22 protein-coding genes and 1 riboswitch are annotated in these 21,712 nt (G+C 69.8%); of the genes, 7 read left to right on the forward strand and 15 right to left on the reverse strand.

The window, feature by feature from the left end:
• Window positions 1-32: 32 nt before the first annotated feature.
• The 4 genes from IG65_RS0110345 to IG65_RS0110360 all read right to left on the reverse strand — a co-directional run bounded on the left by IG65_RS0110345 (window position 33) and on the right by IG65_RS0110360 (window position 5,232).
• Window positions 33-638, reverse strand: a complete 606-nt coding sequence (locus IG65_RS0110345; protein WP_030514649.1) for a maleylpyruvate isomerase family mycothiol-dependent enzyme — start codon at window positions 636-638, stop codon at window positions 33-35.
• A gap of 93 nt (window positions 639-731) precedes the next feature.
• Complete coding sequence (locus tag IG65_RS0110350) at window positions 732-2,300, reverse strand: serine/threonine-protein kinase (RefSeq protein ID WP_030514650.1); 1,569 nt, start codon at window positions 2,298-2,300, stop codon at window positions 732-734.
• A 233-nt stretch (window positions 2,301-2,533) separates the two neighbouring features.
• Window positions 2,534-4,300 (reverse strand): penicillin-binding transpeptidase domain-containing protein, encoded by a 1,767-nt coding sequence (locus IG65_RS0110355; RefSeq protein ID WP_030514651.1) that lies wholly within the window; start codon window positions 4,298-4,300, stop codon window positions 2,534-2,536.
• A 65-nt stretch (window positions 4,301-4,365) separates the two neighbouring features.
• Window positions 4,366-5,232 carry an arylamine N-acetyltransferase gene (locus IG65_RS0110360; protein ID WP_030514652.1) on the reverse strand — a complete coding sequence of 289 codons (867 nt, stop codon included), beginning with the start codon at window positions 5,230-5,232 and terminating at the stop codon, window positions 4,366-4,368.
• 173 nt (window positions 5,233-5,405) lie between these two features.
• Here IG65_RS0110360 and IG65_RS0110370 point away from each other — a divergent pair, with 173 nt between their 5' ends.
• Complete coding sequence (locus IG65_RS0110370) at window positions 5,406-6,578, forward strand: winged helix DNA-binding domain-containing protein (RefSeq protein WP_030514653.1); 1,173 nt, start codon at window positions 5,406-5,408, stop codon at window positions 6,576-6,578.
• A 6-nt stretch (window positions 6,579-6,584) separates the two neighbouring features.
• Here IG65_RS0110370 and nadC read toward each other — a convergent pair whose 3' ends face one another.
• Genes nadC through nadA form a run of 3 tightly spaced genes read right to left on the reverse strand, consistent with a single transcriptional unit; the run spans window position 6,585 to window position 10,301 of the window.
• Window positions 6,585-7,445: a carboxylating nicotinate-nucleotide diphosphorylase gene (gene nadC, locus IG65_RS0110375; protein WP_030514654.1), complete on the reverse strand. Its 861-nt coding sequence runs from the start codon at window positions 7,443-7,445 to the stop codon at window positions 6,585-6,587.
• A gap of 34 nt (window positions 7,446-7,479) precedes the next feature.
• On the reverse strand, window positions 7,480-9,225 hold the full coding sequence (locus tag IG65_RS0110380; RefSeq protein ID WP_030514655.1) for an L-aspartate oxidase: 1,746 nt from the start codon (window positions 9,223-9,225) through the stop codon (window positions 7,480-7,482).
• A gap of 44 nt (window positions 9,226-9,269) precedes the next feature.
• Window positions 9,270-10,301 carry a quinolinate synthase NadA gene (gene nadA, locus IG65_RS0110385; RefSeq protein ID WP_030514656.1) on the reverse strand — a complete coding sequence of 344 codons (1,032 nt, stop codon included), beginning with the start codon at window positions 10,299-10,301 and terminating at the stop codon, window positions 9,270-9,272.
• A 94-nt stretch (window positions 10,302-10,395) separates the two neighbouring features.
• On the opposite strand from nadA, the gene IG65_RS0110390 reads away from it, so the two are divergent.
• Complete coding sequence (locus tag IG65_RS0110390) at window positions 10,396-11,172, forward strand: NUDIX domain-containing protein (RefSeq protein ID WP_030514657.1); 777 nt, start codon at window positions 10,396-10,398, stop codon at window positions 11,170-11,172.
• 111 nt (window positions 11,173-11,283) lie between these two features.
• On the forward strand, window positions 11,284-11,928 hold the full coding sequence (locus IG65_RS0110395) for a DedA family protein (protein WP_030514658.1): 645 nt from the start codon (window positions 11,284-11,286) through the stop codon (window positions 11,926-11,928).
• Between the two features lie 16 nt (window positions 11,929-11,944).
• On the opposite strand, the gene IG65_RS38435 is transcribed toward IG65_RS0110395, so the two are convergent.
• From IG65_RS38435 to bioB, 4 genes are all read right to left on the reverse strand, one after another.
• The gene (locus tag IG65_RS38435) at window positions 11,945-12,121 is read right to left on the reverse strand and encodes a hypothetical protein (protein WP_167356813.1); all 177 of its coding nucleotides are present in this window, start codon (window positions 12,119-12,121) and stop codon (window positions 11,945-11,947) included.
• A 151-nt stretch (window positions 12,122-12,272) separates the two neighbouring features.
• Window positions 12,273-12,899 carry a DUF2567 domain-containing protein gene (locus IG65_RS34560; RefSeq protein WP_051755696.1) on the reverse strand — a complete coding sequence of 209 codons (627 nt, stop codon included), beginning with the start codon at window positions 12,897-12,899 and terminating at the stop codon, window positions 12,273-12,275.
• On the reverse strand, window positions 12,899-13,123 hold the full coding sequence (locus IG65_RS0110410) for a hypothetical protein (protein WP_030514660.1): 225 nt from the start codon (window positions 13,121-13,123) through the stop codon (window positions 12,899-12,901). The genes IG65_RS34560 and IG65_RS0110410 overlap by 1 nt, the downstream gene beginning before the upstream one ends.
• A gap of 83 nt (window positions 13,124-13,206) precedes the next feature.
• Window positions 13,207-14,220 (reverse strand): biotin synthase BioB, encoded by a 1,014-nt coding sequence (bioB, locus tag IG65_RS0110415; RefSeq protein WP_030514661.1) that lies wholly within the window; start codon window positions 14,218-14,220, stop codon window positions 13,207-13,209.
• Window positions 14,221-14,319: 99 nt separating this feature from the next.
• Between bioB and IG65_RS0110420 the strand changes: the two genes are divergently transcribed.
• The 4 genes from IG65_RS0110420 to IG65_RS0110435 all read left to right on the forward strand — a co-directional run bounded on the left by IG65_RS0110420 (window position 14,320) and on the right by IG65_RS0110435 (window position 18,214).
• Window positions 14,320-14,904 carry a TetR/AcrR family transcriptional regulator C-terminal domain-containing protein gene (locus IG65_RS0110420; RefSeq protein WP_030514662.1) on the forward strand — a complete coding sequence of 195 codons (585 nt, stop codon included), beginning with the start codon at window positions 14,320-14,322 and terminating at the stop codon, window positions 14,902-14,904.
• 48 nt (window positions 14,905-14,952) lie between these two features.
• Window positions 14,953-15,033, forward strand: a riboswitch (cobalamin riboswitch).
• Between the two features lie 55 nt (window positions 15,034-15,088).
• Window positions 15,089-16,120, forward strand: coding sequence for an iron ABC transporter permease (locus IG65_RS0110425; RefSeq protein WP_030514663.1), 1,032 nt, complete (start codon window positions 15,089-15,091; stop codon window positions 16,118-16,120).
• A gap of 128 nt (window positions 16,121-16,248) precedes the next feature.
• Complete coding sequence (locus tag IG65_RS0110430) at window positions 16,249-16,980, forward strand: ABC transporter ATP-binding protein (protein ID WP_231509129.1); 732 nt, start codon at window positions 16,249-16,251, stop codon at window positions 16,978-16,980.
• Window positions 16,981-17,191: 211 nt separating this feature from the next.
• Entirely contained in the window at window positions 17,192-18,214 is a 1,023-nt protein-coding gene (locus IG65_RS0110435; RefSeq protein WP_030514665.1) for an ABC transporter substrate-binding protein, read from the forward strand.
• A gap of 9 nt (window positions 18,215-18,223) precedes the next feature.
• Here the strand turns inward: IG65_RS0110435 and IG65_RS0110440 are convergent, their stop codons facing one another.
• The 4 genes from IG65_RS0110440 to IG65_RS0110455 all read right to left on the reverse strand — a co-directional run bounded on the left by IG65_RS0110440 (window position 18,224) and on the right by IG65_RS0110455 (window position 21,699).
• Window positions 18,224-19,369, reverse strand: a complete 1,146-nt coding sequence (locus tag IG65_RS0110440) for an alpha/beta fold hydrolase (protein WP_030514666.1) — start codon at window positions 19,367-19,369, stop codon at window positions 18,224-18,226.
• 73 nt (window positions 19,370-19,442) lie between these two features.
• Window positions 19,443-19,781, reverse strand: a complete 339-nt coding sequence (locus tag IG65_RS0110445; RefSeq protein WP_030514667.1) for an MmcQ/YjbR family DNA-binding protein — start codon at window positions 19,779-19,781, stop codon at window positions 19,443-19,445.
• Window positions 19,782-19,838: 57 nt separating this feature from the next.
• Window positions 19,839-20,519 carry a dethiobiotin synthase gene (gene bioD, locus IG65_RS0110450; RefSeq protein WP_030514668.1) on the reverse strand — a complete coding sequence of 227 codons (681 nt, stop codon included), beginning with the start codon at window positions 20,517-20,519 and terminating at the stop codon, window positions 19,839-19,841.
• A gap of 31 nt (window positions 20,520-20,550) precedes the next feature.
• On the reverse strand, window positions 20,551-21,699 hold the full coding sequence (locus IG65_RS0110455) for an 8-amino-7-oxononanoate synthase (protein ID WP_036523962.1): 1,149 nt from the start codon (window positions 21,697-21,699) through the stop codon (window positions 20,551-20,553).
• Window positions 21,700-21,712 lie beyond the last annotated feature (13 nt).

The raw sequence follows: 21,712 nt of genomic DNA on the forward strand, positions 1-21,712 counted from the left end.
CGGCATTCGCGATCGGCGGCCGCTGCGGCGGATCACACGCCGTGACGGCGGCGCAGCGTCGCCACTCCCTCACCGGAGAGGTCTTCCAGGGCGACGGGGCGGCCCACCACGGCCAGCGCCAGCGCCTCGCCCGGCCCGCGGACTTCCGGGCCGGCGCCGGCGGACCACTCCACGTCGGTGGCAACGAAGCGCAGGCCGCGGGTGTATTTGCGCGGGCCGGCGAACGGGTCGGGATGGCGCAGCACCGCGACCAGGCGGTCGGCGGGGATCGTGCGGGGCCGGCCGAGCGGACGGCGGATGTCCTGCTGATGCACCAGGATGTCGGCCAGGCCCAGGCTCGGCCACTTGCCGGTGATGCGCTGTCCGGAGTTCTCGAATCGCTCGATGAGCTGCGCCGGAGTGAGGTCGCGCACCCGGTCGACGAGACCGTTGTTGACCCGGTCGGTGTTCAGCCGGTGGCCGAGGGCGAAGCGGGCGTAGCCCAGCAGGGAGATCTCGTCGTAGAGCAGGTGCCCCACCACATCACGCACCCGCCACCCCGCGCACAGGGAGGGCGCCTCCCATTCGTCGTCGCTCAGATCACGCAGAAGCGTAATCAGTTCGGCCCGTTCGTCGTTCAGCAGCTGCCGAGTGCTCACGCCTCGACCCTACCGGGGGCACACCGGGCGTGACAGCTACCGCGGACGGATCGACGCCTCCGCCCGTGGGCGGAGGCACCGCACGCGGCGGAATCAGTGGGTATCGCTGTCGATCAGCAGCTTCCCGCTGCTGCCCACCACGACGCGGAGTTCGATCGACCTGGACTGACCGCCGTAGGTGATGCTGGCGACCGACATATCCACCGAGCCGTCGGAATTGGCGCTGCTGCCGCCGCCGCGCGCGCCCTCGATGGTGTTGTACGCCGTGATCTGGTTCTGCTTCCAGTAGGTCGCGAACGCCTGCTGGCTGCCGTACACCTGCTGCGCCGCGGGAGTGAGCAGATTCCACGCGGTGCCGGTGTTCTGGTCGACGAGGGCGTCGTAGAAGTTCTGGATGACACCGGCCGCCGAGCCGACATCCGTCTTCCCGGCGCTCTTGGTCTGTCCCACGGCCGCGACGCTCTGCGTCGAGGTACCCGCCTGCGCGGTGGCGGTCGCCGCCGGCGAATGTGCCTGCGAGCCCGGCGATTCCGTCTTGGCGCCGCCGAACATCAGATACAGCGCCGCGGCGACGATCACCAGACCGGCGGCGAAACCACCGGCGAACACCCACGGCTTCGCATTGCGGGTCGGCGCGGGCTCGGCAGCCGGGGGCACCGGATGGGAGCGGGTGGGATGCGCCGCGGCCGCGGCGGGCCGCACCGGCTGCATCTCCGGCTCGGAGAGCACCGCCGCGGTGGCCATCATCTCCGCGGTGGAGATATCCGCCTGTGCCGCGCGGCGATCCAGTGTGCGGGTGGCCTGCCGGCGACCACCGCCGCGGTGGGTGGCCAGCATCCGGGTCGATTCGGCATCGGCGGCCTGATCCGCGAAATCGGCCAGCTGATCGCGCACGTCGGTCATGCTCGGCCGGTCCTCCGGCTCGAAGCTCAGCAGATCCAGCAGCAGATCGGTGAGCGGGCCGGCGTTGCGCGGCTGGCTCAGCTGACCGTTGGCCGCGGCGTACAGCAGCGCCAGCGGATTCGGATTGGTGCCGTAGGGCGGTTCTCCCTCGAGGGCATGGAAAAGCGTTGCGCCCAGGGCGAATACGTCGGCGGCCGGGCTGGGTTCCGCCCCGCGGGCGACCTCGGGAGCCAGATAGGCGGCGGTGCCGGAGATCAGGCCGGTGGCGGTGAGGTTGACGTCACCCTTGGCCTTCGAGATACCGAAGTCGGTGATCTTCACGGTGCCGTTGTCGCCGAGCAACACGTTGCCGGGCTTGATGTCTCGGTGCACGATGCCGGCGCGATGGGCGGCCACCAGCGCCGAGGCGATCTGCTCGCCGATGCGCGCCACCTGGAGCAGCGGCAGCGTCCCCTGCGAGGACAGCACCACGGCCAGGCTCTGCGACGGCAGATATTCCATGATCAGGCAGGGATCGCCCTCGTGGTCGGTGATATCGAAGACCACGATCGCGTTGGGGTGCTGGAAGCGGGCCGCGTTGCGGGCCTCCCGAGACGCGCGCTGACGCACGATCTCTTTCTCACCCGGCGGCAGACTGGGCTGGGTGAGGATCTGCTTGATCGCGACCGACCGTTCGAGTCGTTCGTCGACGGCACGCCAGACGACGCCTGTGCCGCCGCTACCAATCCGCTCGACCAGGCGGTAATGCCCTGCGATCACTTGGCCGGTTTCGATGGCACTACTCCGAGTTTCTCCGCGATCCGTGACTTACCGCGCGCGGGGTCAGGTCCCGCGCGTGTTCCCGGACGAGTGTAGCGGGCGTGACGGGCCGCTTTGACGCCGGAGCGAGATCTGTGCGGAATATGTGTGACCACCATGCGATGCGGTCGAGATCACTCCGCTATACAGCGAGAGTATATGTGACGAACTTCACTCGATCGCGGGGCATGCTACTACTGATTCCGCAGGAAACGTCCGGCCGCCTCGACCGCCGGCGTCGAGCTGCCGGCATCGGCGACGAACACCGCCAGTGCCAGATCGCCGTCGATGCCGACGAACCAGCCGTGCGCGTGGGTGTCGTCGATGTATTCGGCCGTGCCCGTCTTGCCGAGCATGCCGGGAATGTCGGCGAGACTGGTTGCCGTGCCGTTCGTAATCGTCTCGCGCATCATGGATTTCACCTGATCGAGTACCGGCGCGGGCACCGGCTCCGGCGTCCGGTCCGCGGTCCCGGGCGATCCCGCCACGATGGTGGGCGCCGGCATCGAACCGTGGGCGACGGTCGCGGCGACCAACGCCATGCCGAACGGCGACGCCGTCACCCGGCCCTGGCCGATGCCCTCCTCGACCCGCAGCGCGGAAGTGTCTGCGGTGGGCACCTTTCCGGTCACCGTGGTCATGCCGGGGGCGGTGAAGTCCACACCGAGGCCGAGTTGCGCGGCCGCGCGGGTCAGCCCATCGGGCGGCAGGTTCACCGCCAGCCGTCCCATGGTGGTGTTGCAGGACCGCGCGAAAGCGGTGTGCAAGGCGACGGTGCCGAGGTCGAAGTTGTTGTCGTTGGGGATCTGCCGGCCCTCGATGTTCTCGGTGCCGGGGCAGGCGAGCATCGTGTCGGCGGTGACCTGCCCGGCCTGCAACGCGGCCGACACGGTGACCGTCTTGAAGGTCGAACCCGGCGGGTACAGCCCGGTCAGCGCGATCGGCCCCTGCGCGTCGGCGGGCGCGTTCTGCCCCACGGCGAGAACGTCACCCGTGGACGGTCGCAGCACCACCATCGCGGCCGGAGTCGGGATCGGCGCGAGCGCCGCCTCGGCGCGGCGCAGCATTGCGGTGTCGAGAGTGGTCCGGATGTCGGCGACGGGTTTCGGGTCCTGTCCGCCCACGGTGTGGACGCCGTCGGAGGCCTGCGCGCGCACGGCCCAGCCGGCCGCGGCGTCGGTACTGTGCTGCCAGAGGTCGCTCACGCCGGACAGGGCCGGTGAGGTCAGCGTCTTGTCGACGGTGAGCAGCCGGGTCTGCGGTGCCAGCGTGACGTTCGGCAGCCCGGCGAGCCGATCCTGCACCGGGGCGAGATCATCGGCCCGCAACGCGATCGCGGTGACGGGTTTGCCCTGCGCCTTGTCCATGTCCTGGCGCAGGCTCGCCGCGGTGATACTCGGATCGATCGGTCCCAGTACGGCCGCAACGGCATTCGGGTCGGCGCCGGGCGCCAGTTGCACCAGGGTGACGACCTGCTGGGTCATCAATTCCGCGCCGTCGCGGTCGAGCACGCGCGCGGCCGGTTGCGGGGCCACGGTGTCGTAGGACAGCGGCCCGGTCTCGAGGCCGGGCGCCACGGTGGCCGGATTCCACCGGACCTTCCACTGGTCGCCGGATTCGTCGGCGGTGCCGGTGGTGGTGTAGGTCCACTGATTTCCGGCCGTGCCGAAGGTCCAGGTGGTGGCGAGGCCGAACGTCGCGTGGTGGTCGGACCGGTCCACCGAGTGCACGTCGACGCGCACCTTCTTGCCGAGGCTGTCGAAGAGGGCGCCGAGGGTGGTCGTGGCCTGCGCCGGATCGCTGGTCACGGCGGCAGCGGCGGCGGGATCACCGTGACTCAACGCCTCGGCGAAGGTGTGCACGCTGCGGTCGAGCCGGTCGGCGGAACTGTCTCCGGAACAGGCGGCGGCAGCGAGAATCGGGGCGGCGAGCAGGGCGAACAACTTCGATCCGGTGCGCACGCGGCCGACACTACCGCCGCGCGCCGCCGCGGTGCGGTAATCGCCCGCCCCGCGCGGGCCGCCGTTCAGCGGCGCAGCCACTCCCCCGCCGCCAGTGTCGCCGCGTCCGCGTCGTCGAGTTCGATATCGAATTCGGCCGCCAGGATCTTCGGCAGATCGGCCGGCGGCAGATCGCGGGTGTGCGAAGTGCCGTCCGGATATTCGGTGATCCAGGTGGTGTTGTCGATGACGTCGTGCCGGTCCGGCCGGAATCGCTGCACGTACGGCCGGGTCACGAACGGCGAGCGCGGGGATGTGGAGACGAAGTGATTGCCGACCGCGTAGTCGATGCGGTACTGCGGATTCATGGTGAAGCTGTAGCGGTCGATCCAGCCGTCGCGGGCGAAGTGATGCAGCACCCACAGCTGCGAATCGAGTTCGCCCAGCGTGCGTTCCAGCCGGAATCGCCAGTCGCCGGCGCGCACCTCCCCCGCATCGGGATTCAGCTCGAGCGGGGCCAGCGGCCCGGAACCGAAACCGACATCGCACAGCCACACCCGCTCGTCGTCGGCGGTGGTCACACGCAGCAGGGCGTGCGTCGCCGGGCGGATCTCACCGCCCGCGCCCATACTCACGCGCCCGTGTAAGCCGGTGACGCCGAAGCCGATCCGTTCCAGCGCGGCGGCGAACAGGCCCACGTTCTCGTAGCAGTAGCCGCCGCGGCGGGATCGGACGATCTTGTCCTGCAACGACGGAAGATCCAGCAGCACCGGACGTTTCAGCACCGGTTCGATGTTCTCGAACGGGATGGTGGTGGTGTGCGCGTACTGCAGCGCGCGCAGGGTGTCGAGGGTCGGCGCCGGCGTTCCGGTGAAGCCGATGCGGGCGAAATACGCCGGCAGATCCAGTGCCGCACCGTCCCAGTTCGAGACCGGGGCCGGGTTTTCCGTCATGAGTTCTCCTGTGTGGTCTCGCGTCCGGAGGGCGCGCCGCCGCCCGCGTGCAGGGTGCGGTCTCGGTGACCGTCGTTCGCCTCATGATCAACGACAACGTGTCCCACATCCTTCCCACTACTGCCGGTGCGGATGTCGTCCTCGACGCCGACCCAGCAGGCTAGGATTCGCCCATGCGTTCGATTACGGTCGCTCAGCGACGCGCGCGGCTGACGCGGCGGCATCGGCTCGCTGTCGAATCCCGAGGTACCGATCCCGCGGCTATCGCCGATTCGATGGTCGCCCTGCACGCCACCGATCCCGCGACGGTGTACCTCGCGGTCTGCGCCCGCACGCGGGGCCTGGCTCCGGCGGACGTGGAGCGCGCCCTCTACGAGGATCGGTCGCTGCTGCGGCTGCTGGCGATGCGCCGGACCATGTTCGTCGTGCCGGTCGGCCTGGTTCCCGTCCTGCAGGCCGCGGTGGCCGACGCGCTCGCGATCAAGCAGCGCCGCGCCTACGGGAAGTATCTGGCCCAGGCCGTCGAGGGCGATATCGATGCCTGGCTGGCCGACGTGGCCGACGAGACCCATCGCGAACTGCTGGCCCGAGGCAGCGCGACCGGCGCGCAACTGTCGGCCGCCGTGCCCCGGCTGCGCACCCAGGTCGACACCGCACCCGGCAAGCCGTATTCGAAACCCACCAACATCACCACCTGGGTGCTGCTCATCCTCGGGTGCGACGGGCTGATCGTGCGGGGCCGTCCCAACGGCGGCTGGACCAGCAGCCAGTACACCTGGGCGCCGCGCGAGGCATGGCTACCCGCCGACGCCGAGCCGATCGCACTCGACGCGGCGCGCGCCGAACTGGCCCGCCGCTGGCTGCGCAGCTTCGGACCGGCTCCCGTCGACGATCTGACCTGGTGGACGGGGTGGACGAAAACGGATGTGCGCAAGACGCTTTCGAGTCTCGACCTCACCGAAGTCGACCTCGACGGCAGGCCCGGAGTGATGCTGTCCGACGATCCGGATCCCGAACCCGAAACCGAACCGTGGGCGGCGCTCCTGCCGGCCCTGGATCCGACTCCGATGGGCTGGCAGTCGCGCGACTGGTTCCTCGGCCCGCACGCCCCGGCCCTGTTCGACACCAACGGCAATATCGGCCCGAGCATCTGGGTGGACGGCCGCATCGTCGGCGGCTGGGCTCAGCGCGCCGACGGCGAGATCGCCTGGCGGCTGCTGGAGGACGTCGGCGCCGACGCGAAAGCGCTGATCGACGCCGAGGTCGAGCGCACCGCCGCCTGGTACGGCGACGTGCGCGCCGTCCCCCGCTTCCGCACCCCGCTGGAGCGCGAACTCACCAGCTGATCCGCCTCACATGTCCAGGCCGAGATCCAGCACCCGCACCGAATGAGTGAGGGCACCGACCGCCAGATAGTCGACCCCGGTGCGCGCGTAGTCGGCGGCGGACTCGAGGGAGAGCCCGCCGGAGGATTCGAGTTTCGTGCGCGGCGAGCGGCTGTTGCGGCGCTGGACGGCGGCCTGGGTGGCCCACAGCGGGAAGTTGTCCAGCAGCACCAGTTCCACATCCTCGGCGAGGACGGCGTCGAGCTGATCGAGGCTGTCGACCTCGACCTCACATTCGATATCGGGATCCAGTTCGCGCACCGCACGCAGCGCGGCGACCACCGATCCGGCGGCCACGACGTGGTTGTCCTTGATCAAGGCGGCGTCGCCGAGGCCCATCCGGTGGTTGACGCCACCGCCGACGCGCACCGCATACTTCTGCAGCGCACGCAGCCCCGGCAGGGTTTTGCGGCTGTCGCGGATGCGGCACTCGGTGCCCTCGACGGCGTCCACCCAGGCGGCGGTGGCGGTGGCGATTCCGGACATGTGGGTGACCAGGTTGAGCATGGTGCGCTCGGCGGTCAGCAGCTGCCGGGTCGGCGCGACGACCGTCAGCACCGCGTCGCCCGGGCCGACGCGGGTGCCGTCGGCGACGCGATCGGTCACCTCGTAGTTCCCGGCGCCGATCACCTCGTCGAGCACCAGCAGCCCGACGTCGATGCCGGCCACCGTGCCCGGCTGGCGTGAGACCATCGCGGCCTTGACGGTCGCCTCGGCGGGAACCGTTGCGGCCGAGGTGATGTCGGGCCCGTAGCGCAGATCCTCGTCGAGGGCGGTGCGGATCAGGGTGCGCAGCTCCCCTGGGTCGAGTTGCGGGTCCAGTGCCATCATCTACTCCTCAGCAGGTGGTGCGTGGCGGCGGTCATCGGGTGCTCACCGCCGGCAGCGGGTCCGCGGCGGGGAGCGGATCGGCGACGACCTGCGGGCGGCCGTCGTCACCGAGCCGGATCGCGACGCTGCGCCGCAACTCCTCGCGCGGATCGGGATAATCGGAACGGGTATGGCAGCCGCGGCTTTCGGCGCGGGCGGTGGCCGCGAGGAGCAGGGTCCGCGCGGTCAGGGTCAGGGCGGCGTCCTCCACCGCGGCCAGCACGCCGGACTGTTCGCCGTGGAGCCGCGAAACCGCCTGCACTGCGGCCGTTTCCGGCGCGGCGGGCGCGCGGCCGCCTCCGTCGTCCACGGGATCGGACGGCTCCGCGCCGGGAACCCCTGGTGTCACAGCGCCTTCCGTAGCATCCGCGGCCTCGGATTTCCCGGATCCGCCACCGCGCAGATGCAGGACGCGCAGCATCGCCCCACGCAGCCCGTCACCGTCGCGCACCACGCCGGCGTGTGCCGACATCAACTGTTGCAGGGCGGTGCGGTCGATGCGCGGCAGCGACAGCTCCGGCACCGCGGTCACCTCCGATGCGGAGGAGGTCCGCTCGGCCGCCGCGGCACCCACTCGCTCGCCGACGACCAGGCCCTCGAGCAGGCTGTTCGATGCCAGCCGATTCGCGCCGTGCAGACCGGTGCGCGCCACCTCGCCGGCCGCGTACAGACCGGCGACGGCGGTGCGCCCGTGCGTATCGGTGACGACCCCGCCGCACTGGAAATGCGCGGCCGGCGCGACCGGGATCAGGTCGGCACGCGGATCCAGGCCCGCGGCGCGGCACGAGGTGGTGATCGTCGGAAACCGTTGTGCGAAACCGTCGATCGCGCGGGCGTCGAGATACACGTGATCGGTGCCGAGCTGTCGCATCCGGGCGGCGATGGCCTTGGAGACGATATCGCGCGGCGCCAGATCGCCCCGCGGATCGACACCGGCGGTCACCGAATCACCGTTCGAATCGACCAGCACCGCGCCCTCGCCGCGCACCGCCTCGCTGATCAGCGGACGCCGGCCCAGCCCGCCGGGACTGAACAGCACGGTGGGGTGGAACTGCACGAATTCCAGATCGGCGACCAGCGCACCGGCCCGCAGCGCCAGCGCTATGCCGTCGGCCGTGGCCCCGGGCGGATTGGTACTGCAGGCGTAGAGCTGGCCGAGACCGCCGGTGGCCAGCAGGACCGCCGGTGTGTGCACGATGCCGAAACCCTGGTCCGACACCACGATCACACCGCGCACACCGTCGGGCCCGGTGACGATGTCGAGGGCCGCGGTGCCGAACAGTACCGGCAGGCCGGCGGCGTTGAGCGCGCGCTGTACTTCGGCGCCGGTGGCGTCACCACCGGCGTGGATGATGCGGCGAGTGCTGTGCCCACCCTCGCGGGTGCGCGACACCTGGCCGTCGCGGCCGAGATCGAAGACCGCGCCCAGGTCGGTCAGCGCCGCGACGGCATCCCGGCCGCCCGCCACGATGGAGCGCACCGCCTGCGCGTCGCACAGTCCCGCCCCGGCGTCGACGGTGTCGGCGACATGAGAGTCGACGGTGTCGCCGTCCGGCGCGACGACCGCGATCCCACCCTGAGCGTATTGCGTGGACGTATCCGTCGGGCCGCCCTTGCTCAGGGTCAGGACCCGCAACCCCCGCAGCGAGGCGGTGCGGGCCGCGGTCAAACCCGCGACACCGCCACCGATCACCACCAGATCAGCTTCGGCTTCCCAGCCGATCGAAGGCGTCATCATCATCGATCGAACCTTTCCGGCCCGCCCGGAGGCGGGTGCCGGTGCTATTCGCCGCCGCCGGGATTGCCGATGGCGATCATGCGCTGCACCGAATTACGTGCCAGTGCTGCGGTTTCCGGATCGACGTGCACCTCGTCGACGTTGTCGGTCAGGCATCGCAACAGCGCCGCCGGGGTGATCATCTTCATGTACTTGCAGGCGGCGCGATCGTTGACCGCCTGGAAGTCGATGTCCGGCGCGGCCTTACGCAGCTGATGCAGCATGCCGACCTCGGTCGCGACCAGCACCTGCTTCGATTGCGCGTTCTTGGCGGCGTCGATCATGCCGCCGGTGGACAGGATGTGCACCCGGTCGGCCGGGAAGGCACCCTCGCCGGCGAGGTAGAGAGCCGACGTGGCACACCCGCACTCGGGGTGCACGAACAGTTCCGCATCGGGATGGGTGCGGGCCTGTTCGGTGAGCTCGTCGCCGTTGATCCCCGCGTGCACGTGGCATTCACCCGCCCAGATGTGCATGTTCTCGCGACCGGTGACGCGCTTGACGTGCGCGCCGAGGAACTGGTCGGGCAGGAACAGCACCTCGCGGCCGGGATCGATCGACGCGACCACGTCGACGGCGTTGGACGAGGTGCAGCAGATGTCGGTGAGGGCCTTCACCGCGGCGGTGGTGTTCACATACGACACCACCACGGCGCCGGGATGCTCGGCCTTCCACGCGCGCAGCTCGTCGGCGGTGATGGAGTCGGCCAGCGAACATCCGGCGCGCTGATCCGGAATCAGCACGGTCTTGTCCGGGCTCAGGATCTTCGCGGTCTCGGCCATGAAGTGCACACCGCAGAACACGATGGTGTCCTCGGGGACATCGGCGGCGATCCGCGACAGTGCGAGGGAATCGCCGACGTGATCGGCGATGTCCTGGATCTCGGGTAGTTCGTAGTTGTGCGCCAGGATGGTGGCGTTGCGCTCGCGCGCGAGTCGCTTGATCTCGGCCGCCCACTCCGGTGTGGCCTCGACTCCGCCGTAACCGGCCGGACCGTCGACGACCTGCGCTGCGAATGCCTGCGTCGGTGACGCCATGGCATGCTCCTTCCTCATGCGCCCGGCACCCTCACCGGTCGCATCACCCCGGGCCGATTAGCTTCAACCCGGTTTTCGACTTACAATCGAAAACGTGGCCCATAGTAGCACCATTCACGAATCGCTCACCGCGGTGTTCCAGGTTCGTCGCTTCATGGACACCGTCACCGCAGGTCCGGAGGGTGATCGCTCGGTAATTGCGAGCGAACCGGTGGATCCACAGAGTCCGCGCGGCAATCACGGGCGACGCACCGAACTCGGGGTGCTGCTGTGGCAGCGGGCGATGGAACCGCAGACCGGCACCTGGTCGCTGCCCGGCGGCCGGCTACGCGACGACGAGGATCTCGACACCTCCGCCCGCCGTCAGCTGGCCGAGAAGGTCGACGTGCGGGAGCTGTGGCATATCGAGCAGCTGTCCGTCTTCAGTGATCCGCATCGCGTGCCCGGGGTGCGCCGCATCGCCTCGGCCTACCTGGGTCTGGTGCCGCTGACCGCGGACCCGCAACTGCCCGCCGACACCCGCTGGCATCCGGTTTCCGCGCTGCCGAACATGTCGTTCGACCACGGCACCGTCGTCCATCACGCCCGCACCCGGCTGGCGGCGAAGCTGTCGTACACCAATATCGCCTTCGCCCTGGCGCCTTCGACGTTCACCATGTCGACCTTGCGCGAAATCTATTGCACCGCTCTGGGTTACGAGGTCGACACCACGAATCTGCAGCGCGTGCTGAGCCGCCGCAAAGTGATCACGCCGACCGGGGAGACCGCCGCGCCGGGTAAGTCGGGCGGGCGGCCGGCGGCGGTCTATCGGTTCACCGACGACGAGATTCGGGTCACCGACGAATTCGCGGCGTTGCGCCCCCCGGGGTGAGCGGTCTCCGCCGCTGTGTGAGCGGACCGCCCGCGGGCAGCGGGGTCACTGCGAACGATGCGCGCCGACCGCCGCCGACCCCTGTGGTCCGCGCACGGTAGCGTCGGCGGAATGGAATCGCTGATGCACCGGATTCTCGATATCGCGCCGGTGTGGATCTACCTGACGGTGGGCCTGCTCGTCTTCGCCGAGGACGCGATCTTCGTCGGCTTCGTGATTCCGGGCGAGACGGCGGCCGTCCTCGGCGGTGTCGCGGCCAGCCAGGGGCATGTCCTGCTGTGGGTGATGATCCTGCTGGTGGTGGCCGCGGCGATCATCGGCGACTCGGTGGGCTACGAGGTAGGCAAACATTTCGGCAGCCGCCTGCTCGCCGCCTCCTACCTGGACAAGCACCGCGGTCGCCTGGACAACGCTCAGGAGTTCCTCGCCCGCCGCGGCGGCTGGGCGGTCTTCCTCGGCCGCTTCACCGCCTTCTTCCGCGCGGTGATGCCGGCGCTGGTGGGCGCCTCCCGCATGCCCTACCCGAGGTTCCTCTCGTTCAACGCCTTCGGCGGCATCGTCTGGGGAACGACTTTCGTGGTCCTCGGCTACATCGCCGGAAATTCCTACGAGAAGGTGGCGAAGACCGTCGGCCGCGATATGGCGATCGCGGTCGTGGTGATCGTCGTCGTGGCGCTGATCGTGTGGAAGCTGCGGGAACGACGCCAGGAGAAGAAGATCGAATCCGAATACCACGCCACCCACGACGGACGGTGAATCTTCTACCGCCGGCTCACCACTGCCGATCCCGATGCTTGACCGTGCGCCGATAGGTGCGCTTGTTCGCCACCGGCTGCGCCGCAGCGGACCGGCGAAGTTCGTGCCGACGCCGCCATGCGGTGAGATCGGGCCGTTCGAGCTGTTCGGTTGCCGCGCAATCACTTCCGATTCGCGCGTTCGTTCCTGCCATTCGTACACCTCCCCTCCTGGCTGATCCGGCGCAACGGTAACCACCGCGAGCCCGGATCGCCATCGAATAACCGGCGATCCGGGCCGCCGGCAGCGGTCAGCCGGGCCGCGCACGGACGGATCACCCAGTAGCGCAACGCCGTCGGCGCGATTCAGCGCTGCGAATCGGCGTTCTGATAGGACCCGGGCCGATGGTAGGGCCCGTAGGTCACCTCGGAGAGTGGCGTGCGGGGTGCGGGTTCCGCCGTGTCACCGCGGCCGCTCCCGAGGTCCTCGGAGGTGCTCAGCGCCGACAGCAGGAGGATGACCAGTCCGGCGATCAGCGGTTGCAGCAGGAGAGCGGTCCAGCCTTCGACGGTGGGCGCGAGCTCCACGACGGTGTGCACGGGCGGGTTGTGTGAGCGGGGGTGGATCCAGCGCGCGACCTGTTCGCCGAACCACGACATCACCCAGGCCCCGGCCAGCGAACCGATCAGCAGGCTCAACAGCATGATCGGCCCGCGCATCACGCGCCAGCGCCACACCGCGGCGGCGGTGAGCAAGCCGGCCACGAAGCCGACACAGCCGAAGATCGCGACCGCGTCGAAGCGGTGCGCGCTTTCACCGGTGAGCGCCGTACCGCTACCGGGTTCGACGACGAAGACCTTCTCGGTCGGGGCCAGCATGGCCCACACCCCGCCGCCGATGATGCTGACCACCAGCACCGCCGCGACGATTCCCAGCGCCGCGCGCAGCTCGCGCGGTGCGGGAGAGGCTGCGGCGGCGCCGCGGGAGGTCATCAGCGATGGTCCAGGCTGTGGGAATCGATCACCCCGTGCCGGGAGCATTTCGCCCACCAGCCGTCCGGACTCACCTGCACGATCATCCGGCGGCCGCAGTGCTCGCAGTAACGCGGCGGTTCCAGGCCCAGGGCCGCGGCCGCCGGCACCGGATCGTCGAGACCCACGACGATCCGCTTCCCCGTGTACGGGTTGTAGCGCTCTTGCATATCAGGCTGTGGCATCTGGACCACCATTCGCGAAACCCCTTATGAAGTGCAGCTCTCCAGCTGCTCGACAATACCCGAACCGCCGCTGCCGCGGGCGCTCAGAGGGTCTCGTTGAGCGCCTTGATCGGCATCTTCAGATCGGTGAGCAGGTCCAGGTCCGCCTCGGCGGGACGACCGAGCGTGGTCAGGTAGTTGCCGACGATGACGGCGTTGATCCCGCCCAGGATGCCCTGCTTGGCGCCGAGGTCGCCCAGGGTGATCTCGCGGCCGCCGGCGAAGCGCAGGATGGTGCGCGGCAGCGCGAGCCGGAACGCGGCGACGGCGCGCAGCGCGTCGGCCGCGGGCAGCACCTCGAGGTCACCGAAGGGGGTGCCCGGGCGCGGGTTCAGGAAGTTCAACGGAACCTCGTCGGGCTCCAATTCCGCCAGATTGGCGGCGAATTCGGCCCGCTGCTCCAGGGTTTCGCCCATACCGAGGATGCCGCCGCAGCACACCTCCATACCGGCCTCGCGCACCATGCGCAGGGTGTCCCAGCGCTCCTCCCAGGTGTGGGTGGTGACCACGTTCGGGAAGTGCGAGCGGGAGGTCTCGAGGTTGTGGTTGTAGCGGTGCACGCCCATGGCGGCGAGCTGATCGACCTGTTCCTGGTTGAGCATGCCCAGCGAGCAGGCGACCTGGATGTCGACCTCGTTGCGAATGGCCTCGACGCCGGCGGCGACCTGCGCCATCAGCCGCTCGTCCGGACCGCGCACGGCGGCGACGATGCAGAATTCGGTCGCGCCGGTCTTGGCGGTCTGCTTCGCGGCCTCGACCAGGCTCGGGATGTCGAGCCAGGCGGCGCGCACCGGCGACTGGAAAAGACCCGACTGTGAGCAGAAGTGGCAGTCCTCGGGGCAGCCGCCGGTCTTGAGCGAGATGATGCCCTCGACCTCGACCTCGGGGCCGCACCACTTCATCCGCACCTCGTGCGCGAGCTCCAGCAGCGCCTCGAGCTGGTCGTCGCCCAGACGCAGCACCTCGAGGGTCTGCTCCTGCGTCAGTCCGACGCCACGTTCGAGCACCTGCTCACGCGCGGTGGCCAGAATGTCGGTCTTCACGGGTGCCTGCGTCACAGCACGAATCCCTTCTCCCGGCCGGTGCGGCCGTGCAACTTGAACGGTGTTCAGGCTAGGGTAGCGGGGTCAGTGAGTCAAAACATACGAGGGGTAGAAGTGCAGCTACATCGGGCGGATGTGATCGACGGCGCCATCGCCATCCTCGACCAGTACGGGCTCGCCGATCTGACCATGCGCCGCCTCGCCACCGCTCTGCACGTGCAGCCGGGGGCGCTGTACTGGCATTTCCCGAACAAGCAGGCGCTGCTCGGCGCGGTCGCCGACCGCATCCTCACCCCGATGGACGAGCCCGTCGCCGCCGAGGACTGGCCGGGCCAGATCAGCGAACTGGCGCATCGGCTGCGTTCGTGCCTGCTGGCGTATCGCGACGGCGCGGAGGTGGTCTCGGCCACCTACGCTTCCCGGCTGACCACCAGCAAGGGCCGGGAACGCTTGGCCAGTGCGATGATTCGCGGCGGCATGACGCGCGAGGAGGCCGATCTGGCCGCCTACACGCTGCTGTACTACGTACTCGGCGAGACGGTGGACGAGCAGTCGCGGATGCAGATGGACTCCGCGGGCGCACTGGCGGAGGAGGATTCCCCGCTCTACGAGAACACCTCGGCCACCGAGCGGTTCGACTTCGGACTGCAGTTGTTCGTGGGCGGGGTACTGCATCTCCTCGGGAGCCGGGTGCGCTAGCCGGACATTTCGGACGGTAGTATTCGGGACCGTCATCCCCGGCGGCGCGGGAATCCGGTGGGAATCCGGGACGGTCGCGCCACTGTGACCGCGGTGTCCGCTGATGCGGACCGGTGCGGGAGTCAGACCTCGGTCGCCGGGCACTGCTCTGAAAAGGTCGCGTGATGCCTGTGGAGTTCCGGCGATGAACCGCGTCCGGACAACGATCGTCGTTCCCCTGACGCTGGCGTCGCTGCTCGTCGCGATGGTCATGGCGACCGCGTGCGGCGCCGAACCGCTGCCGATTCGAGCGGTGGTCGAGGTGCTGGGCGGACATCTGAGCGGCGGCGGTGCGGCCGATTCCGCCTTCGACACCATCGTGTGGCAGTTGCGGGTGCCGCGCACGATACTGGCCGCCGTGGTCGGCGCGGGACTGGCGCTCGCCGGTGCCGCCATGCAGACCTTGGTGCGCAATCCCCTGGCCGATCCCTATCTGCTGGGTGTCTCCTCGGGCGCGGGGGTGGGCGCCGCAGCCGTGATCACCTCGGGCCTGTTCGCGGCGGCGGGAATCTGGGCGCTGTCGGGCGGCGCGCTCGTCGGTGCTTTCGTCGCGGCGGCAACGGTTTTCGCGATCGCGATGGCGCAGGGCGGATTGACGCCGCTGCGTCTCGTGTTGACCGGAACGGTGCTGGGATCGGCGTTTTCGGCACTGAGCAGCTATCTCATCTTCCGCAGCGCCGATCCGAAGGCCGCGCAGTCGGTGCTGTTCTGGCTGCTCGGCAGCCTGGCCGGGGCGGATTGGACCCGAATCGCGGTGCCCGCCACCGTGGTCGCGGTCGCGGGCGCTGCACTGTTCGCCGTACACGGCTGGCTCGACGCGCTGAGCGTGGGCGCCGATACCGCCGCATCGGTGGGAGTGCCGGTGCGGGCCGTGCGCTACGGGCTGTTCGCCGGGCTGGCGATTCTGGTCGGCGTGCTGGTGGCGGTGTCCGGTGGGATCGGTTTCGTGGGTTTGGTGGTACCGCACGCTGCGCGGATGCTGGTGGGCTCCACCCATCGGCGATTACTACCGGTCGCCGCGCTGTGCGGTGCGCTGTTCCTGGTCGTGGCCGACGCGGCGGCCCGGGTCCTGGTGCGGCCCACCGAAATTCCGGTCGGTGTGCTCACCGGGCTGATCGGCGCACCGGTGTTCCTGCTGCTGATGGGCCGCCGGCCCTACCGGTTCGGTGCGGCATGATCCGCCGTCTCCGGACCCGCGAGCCCGAACCTGTGGACGGAACGCGGCTGTCCGCTGCGAAGGCGGCGGAGTCCGCGCCCGCTGTTCTCCGGGTCCGGCAGTTGGCATGCGGGCCCCGCCACCGGGACGTGCTGACAGGCGTCGATTTCGGCGTCGAGCCCGGTGAAGTGGTCGGCATCGTCGGGCCGAACGGCGCCGGGAAATCCACGCTGCTGCGCACACTGGGCGGACTGCTGCGCCCACGGCAGGGCCGGGTCCTCGTGAACGGCGAAGCGCTGCACGCGATGTCGCCGCGACGGCGCGCGCGCCTGGTCGCCATGGTCGGACAGGACGACCAGCCGCCGGCGGATCTGTGCGCCGGTGAGGTGGTCGCCTTGGGGCGCACGCCGTATCTGCCGCCGTGGGGCGCCGGTAGTCCGGCCGAACGCCGCGCGGTCGGCGAGGCCTTGGCGGCGGTCGATCTCGACGGCTTCGCCGAGCGGCCGGTGCGGCGGATGTCCGGCGGTGAGCGGCAGCGGGTACTGCTGGCCCGGGCGCTGGCGCAGGCGAGTCCGCTGCTGTTGCTCGACGAGCCGACCAATCACCTGGACATCACCCACCGGCTCGCGCTGCTGGATCTGGTTCGGGGACTGCGCCGCACGGTCATGGTCGCCCTGCACGATCTGACCTTGGCCGACCGTTACTGCGATCGGGTGCTGGTCGTACACGACGGATCCGCATCGGATCCGCGCCCACCCCGGGAGGCGTTGAGTTCCGAGGTCCTCGCCACCGTCTTCGGTGTGCGCGCGGCGCGCGTGCGGCATCCGGAGACCGGTGCGACACATCTACTGCTGGAACCGAATTCCGAGGCTGCGGGATGAGGTACCGGCACCGCTGCGGTAACCCGAACCGACCGACGCCGGCCGGGGCCCACCCGCCGCTCGCGGACGTCGGTCATCGCGATTCCGGCACCACCCGGCTCACCGCTGTCGAGAAACGGCGGCGCATACGCCGGCCGTCCACCGTGCACGAACCTCGCCGGCGCCGCGAACCCGGCAGCTGTAGTCCCGAAAACCCTTGGAGGTGGACGATATGCATATTCTGCGTTGGCTCGCCGTCGGGTCGACCGTCGCGTCGTTGGTGGCGTGCGGCCCCGCGCAGCCCTCGGACGGCAACCTGACCCTGACCAATTGCGGTGAACAGGCACGCTTTCCGGCTCCGGCACAGCGCATGTTCGTCAACGACACCAATATGGTCGCGATGACGCTGGCCTTGGGCGCACAGGATTCGGTGGCCGCCGTGGCCGGTCTGCAACAGGACGTCGCGACCCTGCGGCGCCACTACGGTGACGTGGTCGATCGCCTGAACAATGTCGCGCCGACCTCACCGTCGCGGGAGACGGTGCTCGCCCAGCGCCCCGATGTGATGGTGGCCGGCTGGAACTACGGCTACAGCGAGGCCACCGACCTCACCCCGGATACGCTGCGCGCCCACGGCATCGCGCCCTACATCCTCACCGAGAGCTGCCGCCCGCACGCCGGTCAGCGGCAGCGCGGCACCGTCGAGCCGTGGGCGGCGCTGCGCGCGGATCTGTCGAACCTGGGTGCGATCACCGGCCGTCCCGATCGGGCCACCGCACTCGTCGCCGACATCGATACCCGCCTCGATCGATTGCGCGCGGCACCGCGGGCCGCGACACCCCCAACCGTGTTCGTCTTCGACAGCGCGAGCGACACCATCTTCTCCAGCGGCAGATTCGGCGGACCCCAGGCCGTCCTCGAGGCCGCGGGTGCCCGCAACGCACTCGACGATGTGGCCGACACGTGGACGACGGTGTCGTGGGAACGCCTGGCCGCCGCCGACCCGGACGCCATCGTCTTCGTCGACTATCCGGGGCAGAGCTTCGCCCAGAAGGTGGAAGCGCTGCGCGCCAAACCCGGAATCAACCGGCTGCGCGCCGTCACGCACCAGCGGTTTCTCGATCTGCCCTATGTGCTGTGGACGTCGAGCCCACTCAATATCGATGCCGCCGAGCAGGTGCGGGCCCATCTCGAGCGGTGGAACATGCTGCCGCCCTCGGGAATTCGCCCGGCCTTCGACGACGCCGTGCGCTGAACCGCCGATTCACGGCATGCCCATGGACTGCTCGGAGTGCACCAGCCCGATGAACGGCACGACTTGCTGCGCGATCACCGTGTTGTACTCGCGGGGGTGCTGGCGCGGATCGGCGTGGCCCGTGCTGCGGGTCAGTACCACCAGGAGTGTGCCGTCGACACCGCCGACGGTGTCGATCAGTGCGCGATGGGTGTATACGTCGTCCACGACGGAATCCCGGTACGGATTGTGCGGGCGGATGAACACGACGGCCGGGCGGGGTTTGCCGGCCGCCGGTTTCGCCAGCGCGCGCAGGTCGTCGATCGCACCGCTGGCGACGATGGCCTTGAACTGATCTTCGATGAGGCCGTTGCTGGCGGAGTCGGTGTTGAAGATCTTCTGCCGCAGCACATCGGTGACGGTACGGCGCAGCGACGCCGTCCGGATGCCGGGCGGACTGGAACCGTAGTCGACGAATTGGTCACGCCGGGAATAGGTTTCCGCCAGCAGTCGCAGCCCCCGGCTCTCCCGCGTGCCCGGGAACCAGCCGAACCAGCGCAGCAGATCCTCGCCCTGGTCGCGGCTTTCCGGCCGCACCGCGGCCAGGTTGACCGGTGTGCAGTCCAGGATCACCCCCGACAGGGTGCGCGTGCTGTGGGTGTGGATGTGTTTGGCGATCTCGAGGGCGATCACCCCGCCCATGCTGTGGCCGACCAGCACCACCTTGTGGATGCGGGCGGCCTCGGTGACGCGGATGATCAGATCGCTGATGACCTTGGTGTCGATACCGGTGTTGTCGTATCGCACCGCCCACACCGAACCCAGTTGCCGCAGTGAAGGTAACGCGCGCGCGGTATCGGAGGCATCGAGGGAACCCAGGCCGACGAGGTCGAACACCGCGGTGTCGCGGTCGCTCGCCGCGGCCGGGCCGGAGATGGGCAGCACCGCGGGATCGGTGCGCGCCAGCCGTGCCTGCTCGGGGGAAACGTCGTAATGCCAGTACTGCGCGAACACGACCAGCACGACGATCGGGACCAGCGCCGCCCGCAGCAGCACGCGCCGCGTCCGCTCCAGCGTCCGCCAGCGGTGCCCCACACGGGTTTCGGCCAGCCGGGCCCGCCGTCGCGCATCGTCGTAATCCGCGACCGTGGAAGGGTGCCGATCTCGCATGGACATCCCCACCCACTGTAAGGGCGTTCGCGACCGGCGCATCCCCTCCGCGCCGCGCCGCGGTGATACCCGATGTCGATTACTGCTGGTCGTCGAGGAGGTGGCGGGGTGCGGCCTGGCGCCACGAATCGAGGATGATCGCCTCGAGTTCGGCCCGGTCGTCCAGGGCGGCCAGCCGGGCGCGCACCCACGCGTTACCGGCCTCGTGCGCGGCGATCCAGAATTTCCCGGGCTCGGCCACGACCAGTTCGTCGCGGTCGACGATCGGGCAGCGCACCGCCATCGAGGTCTCTGCCTCGGGCAGCGTCAGAAACAGCTTGCCCGCGACGCGGAAAATCGGCATCCCCCAGGCGAATTGCTCCGACGTCTCCGGCAGCGACAGGGCATAGTCGCGGGCATCCTCCCCGGTTGCGCTCATGCCCCGCATCCTGCCAGGCCCCACCGACACGAACCGGGGCGTCGCCGCCACGGCGACTCAGCCGAGGTATCGCCGCATCCAGTCCGCGTGGAACCAGCCGGAGGCGGTATCGGCGAATCGCTCGGGCAGCCACTGTCCGGCGCCCTCGGGAATCACCCCGACGACCTCGACACCGGTGACCTCGGGCAGGTCGGTGCGGTTGCATTCGGAGGCGAGATCCGGTGCGCTCGGCCAGGATCCGATGACCAGTCCCGCGCAGCGCACACCGGCGGCGGCGAGGGCTCGGGTGGTGAGTTCGCTGTGGTTGAGGGTCCCCAAGCCCGCGGCCGCCACCACGAGTACCGGTGCGTCCAGTTTCTGCGCCAGTTCGAGCAGCGTGAACTCCCCGACGCGAACCAGCAGTCCGCCCGCACCCTCGATCAGCGTGAGGTCGGCATCTGCCAGCGAGTCGATTCCGGCCACCGTCTCACCGAGGGTGAGCAACGGTTGCCCGCAGCGGCGAGCGGCCGTGTCGGGGGCCAGCGGTTCGGGATAGCGGGCCAGTTCCAGCGTGCGGGTCACGCCCGACAGCCGCTCGATCACCGCGAGGTCGCCGGGTTCGTCCGGAGCCACGCCGGTCTGTGCGGGTTTGCATACCGCGACCGTGCGCCCGGCCGACCGCGCCGCCGCGGCCAGCGCGGCCGTGACGACGGTCTTCCCGACGTCGGTCGAGGTTCCCGTGACGATCAACCTGCTCATAACGCCTCGCTCCTGTCGTTCCTCGCATCACTCAGGCGGCCTGCGGATCCCGCGCCGCGGTCAGCACCTCGTCCAGCACCGTGGCGATGGTCTCCATCTCGGCATCGGTGAGGTCGGCACGCGCGGTCAGCCGCAGCCGCGAGGTGCCTTCCGGCACCGACGGCGGCCGGAAACAACCCACGCTCAGACCGCGCTCCCGGCACTGCTGCGCGGCGTCGTAGGCGACCTGCGCCTGCCCCAGCACCACCGAGACGACCGCCGAATCCGGTTGCGGCACACCGGCGATGCGCGCGATATCGGCGGCCCGGGTGAGCACTCGCCCGCCCAGCTCCGGTTCCTTGCGCAGCAGCCGCAGGGCCGCATGTGCGGCGCCCACCGCGGCGGGCGCCAATCCGGTGTCGAAGATGAAGGTGCGCGCGGTATCGATGAGGTGCGCGCGTACCCGCTCGTCGCACAGCACGATTCCGCCCTGCGCGGCAAGGGCTTTCGACAAGGTGGCTGTGACGATCAGATCCGGTTGCCCGGCCAGGCCGAGTTCCTGCACCAGGCCGCGGCCACCGTCGCCGCGCACGCCGATGCCGTGCGCCTCGTCGACGATGAGCACCGCACCGTTCGCGCGGACCACCCGATGCAGGTCGGCCAGCGGCGCGAGGTCGCCGTCGGCGCTGAACACCGAGTCGGTGAGCACCAGCGCGCGGTCCTCCGTGCGATGCGACAGCAACCGGTCGACCGCCTCGACATCGCGATGCGGCGCGATCTCCACCCGCGCCCGCGAGAGCCGGCAGGCGTCGACCAGCGAGGCATGGCTGCCGGCATCGGAGACCACCAGCGCGCCGCGCCCGGCCAAGGCGGTGACGATGCCGAGGTTGGCGGCATAGCCGGAGGCGAAGACCAGGCTCGCCTGCGCCCCCACGAAGTCGGCCAGGTCGGCCTCGAATTCCTCGTGCGCGACCGTGGTGCCGGTGACCAGCCGCGATCCGGTCGCACCGGCGCCCCAGGTCCGGACCGCCTCGACCGCTCCCGCGATCACCTCGGGGTGCCGCGAGAGACCCAGGTAGTCGTTGGAGGCGAGGTCGATGAGATCGCTGTGCGCCGGTCGCGCCCGCAGCTGCCGCCGCAATCCGGCGCGCACTCGGTCACCCGCACGCTCGTCCAACCAGCTCAACGGATCCTCGTTCACAGCTCGGAAGCAT

This window comes from Nocardia sp. NRRL WC-3656, from assembly GCF_000720265.1.
In the GTDB taxonomy this organism is placed as follows: Bacteria; Actinomycetota; Actinomycetes; order Mycobacteriales; family Mycobacteriaceae; genus Nocardia; species Nocardia nova.

What these genes read in the sequence shown, in the direction of transcription:
- IG65_RS0110440 (WP_030514666.1), bottom strand. Translation starts at nt 19,369, where the DNA reads ATGTCCATGCGAGATCGGCACCCTTCCACGGTCGCGGATTACGACGAT.
- nadC (WP_030514654.1), bottom strand. Translation starts at nt 7,445, where the DNA reads ATGGCACTGGACCCGCAACTCGACCCAGGGGAGCTGCGCACCCTGATC.
- IG65_RS0110380 (WP_030514655.1), bottom strand. Translation starts at nt 9,225, where the DNA reads ATGATGACGCCTTCGATCGGCTGGGAAGCCGAAGCTGATCTGGTGGTG.
- nadA (WP_030514656.1), bottom strand. Translation starts at nt 10,301, where the DNA reads ATGGCGTCACCGACGCAGGCATTCGCAGCGCAGGTCGTCGACGGTCCG.
- IG65_RS0110410 (WP_030514660.1), bottom strand. Translation starts at nt 13,123, where the DNA reads ATGCCACAGCCTGATATGCAAGAGCGCTACAACCCGTACACGGGGAAG.
- IG65_RS0110360 (WP_030514652.1), bottom strand. Translation starts at nt 5,232, where the DNA reads ATGACGGAAAACCCGGCCCCGGTCTCGAACTGGGACGGTGCGGCACTG.
- IG65_RS38435 (WP_167356813.1), bottom strand. Translation starts at nt 12,121, where the DNA reads ATGGCAGGAACGAACGCGCGAATCGGAAGTGATTGCGCGGCAACCGAA.
- IG65_RS0110445 (WP_030514667.1), bottom strand. Translation starts at nt 19,781, where the DNA reads ATGAGCGCAACCGGGGAGGATGCCCGCGACTATGCCCTGTCGCTGCCG.
- IG65_RS34560 (WP_051755696.1), bottom strand. Translation starts at nt 12,899, where the DNA reads ATGACCTCCCGCGGCGCCGCCGCAGCCTCTCCCGCACCGCGCGAGCTG.
- IG65_RS0110435 (WP_030514665.1), top strand. Translation starts at nt 17,192, where the DNA reads ATGCATATTCTGCGTTGGCTCGCCGTCGGGTCGACCGTCGCGTCGTTG.
- IG65_RS0110425 (WP_030514663.1), top strand. Translation starts at nt 15,089, where the DNA reads ATGAACCGCGTCCGGACAACGATCGTCGTTCCCCTGACGCTGGCGTCG.
- IG65_RS0110395 (WP_030514658.1), top strand. Translation starts at nt 11,284, where the DNA reads ATGGAATCGCTGATGCACCGGATTCTCGATATCGCGCCGGTGTGGATC.
- IG65_RS0110370 (WP_030514653.1), top strand. Translation starts at nt 5,406, where the DNA reads ATGCGTTCGATTACGGTCGCTCAGCGACGCGCGCGGCTGACGCGGCGG.
- bioD (WP_030514668.1), bottom strand. Translation starts at nt 20,519, where the DNA reads ATGAGCAGGTTGATCGTCACGGGAACCTCGACCGACGTCGGGAAGACC.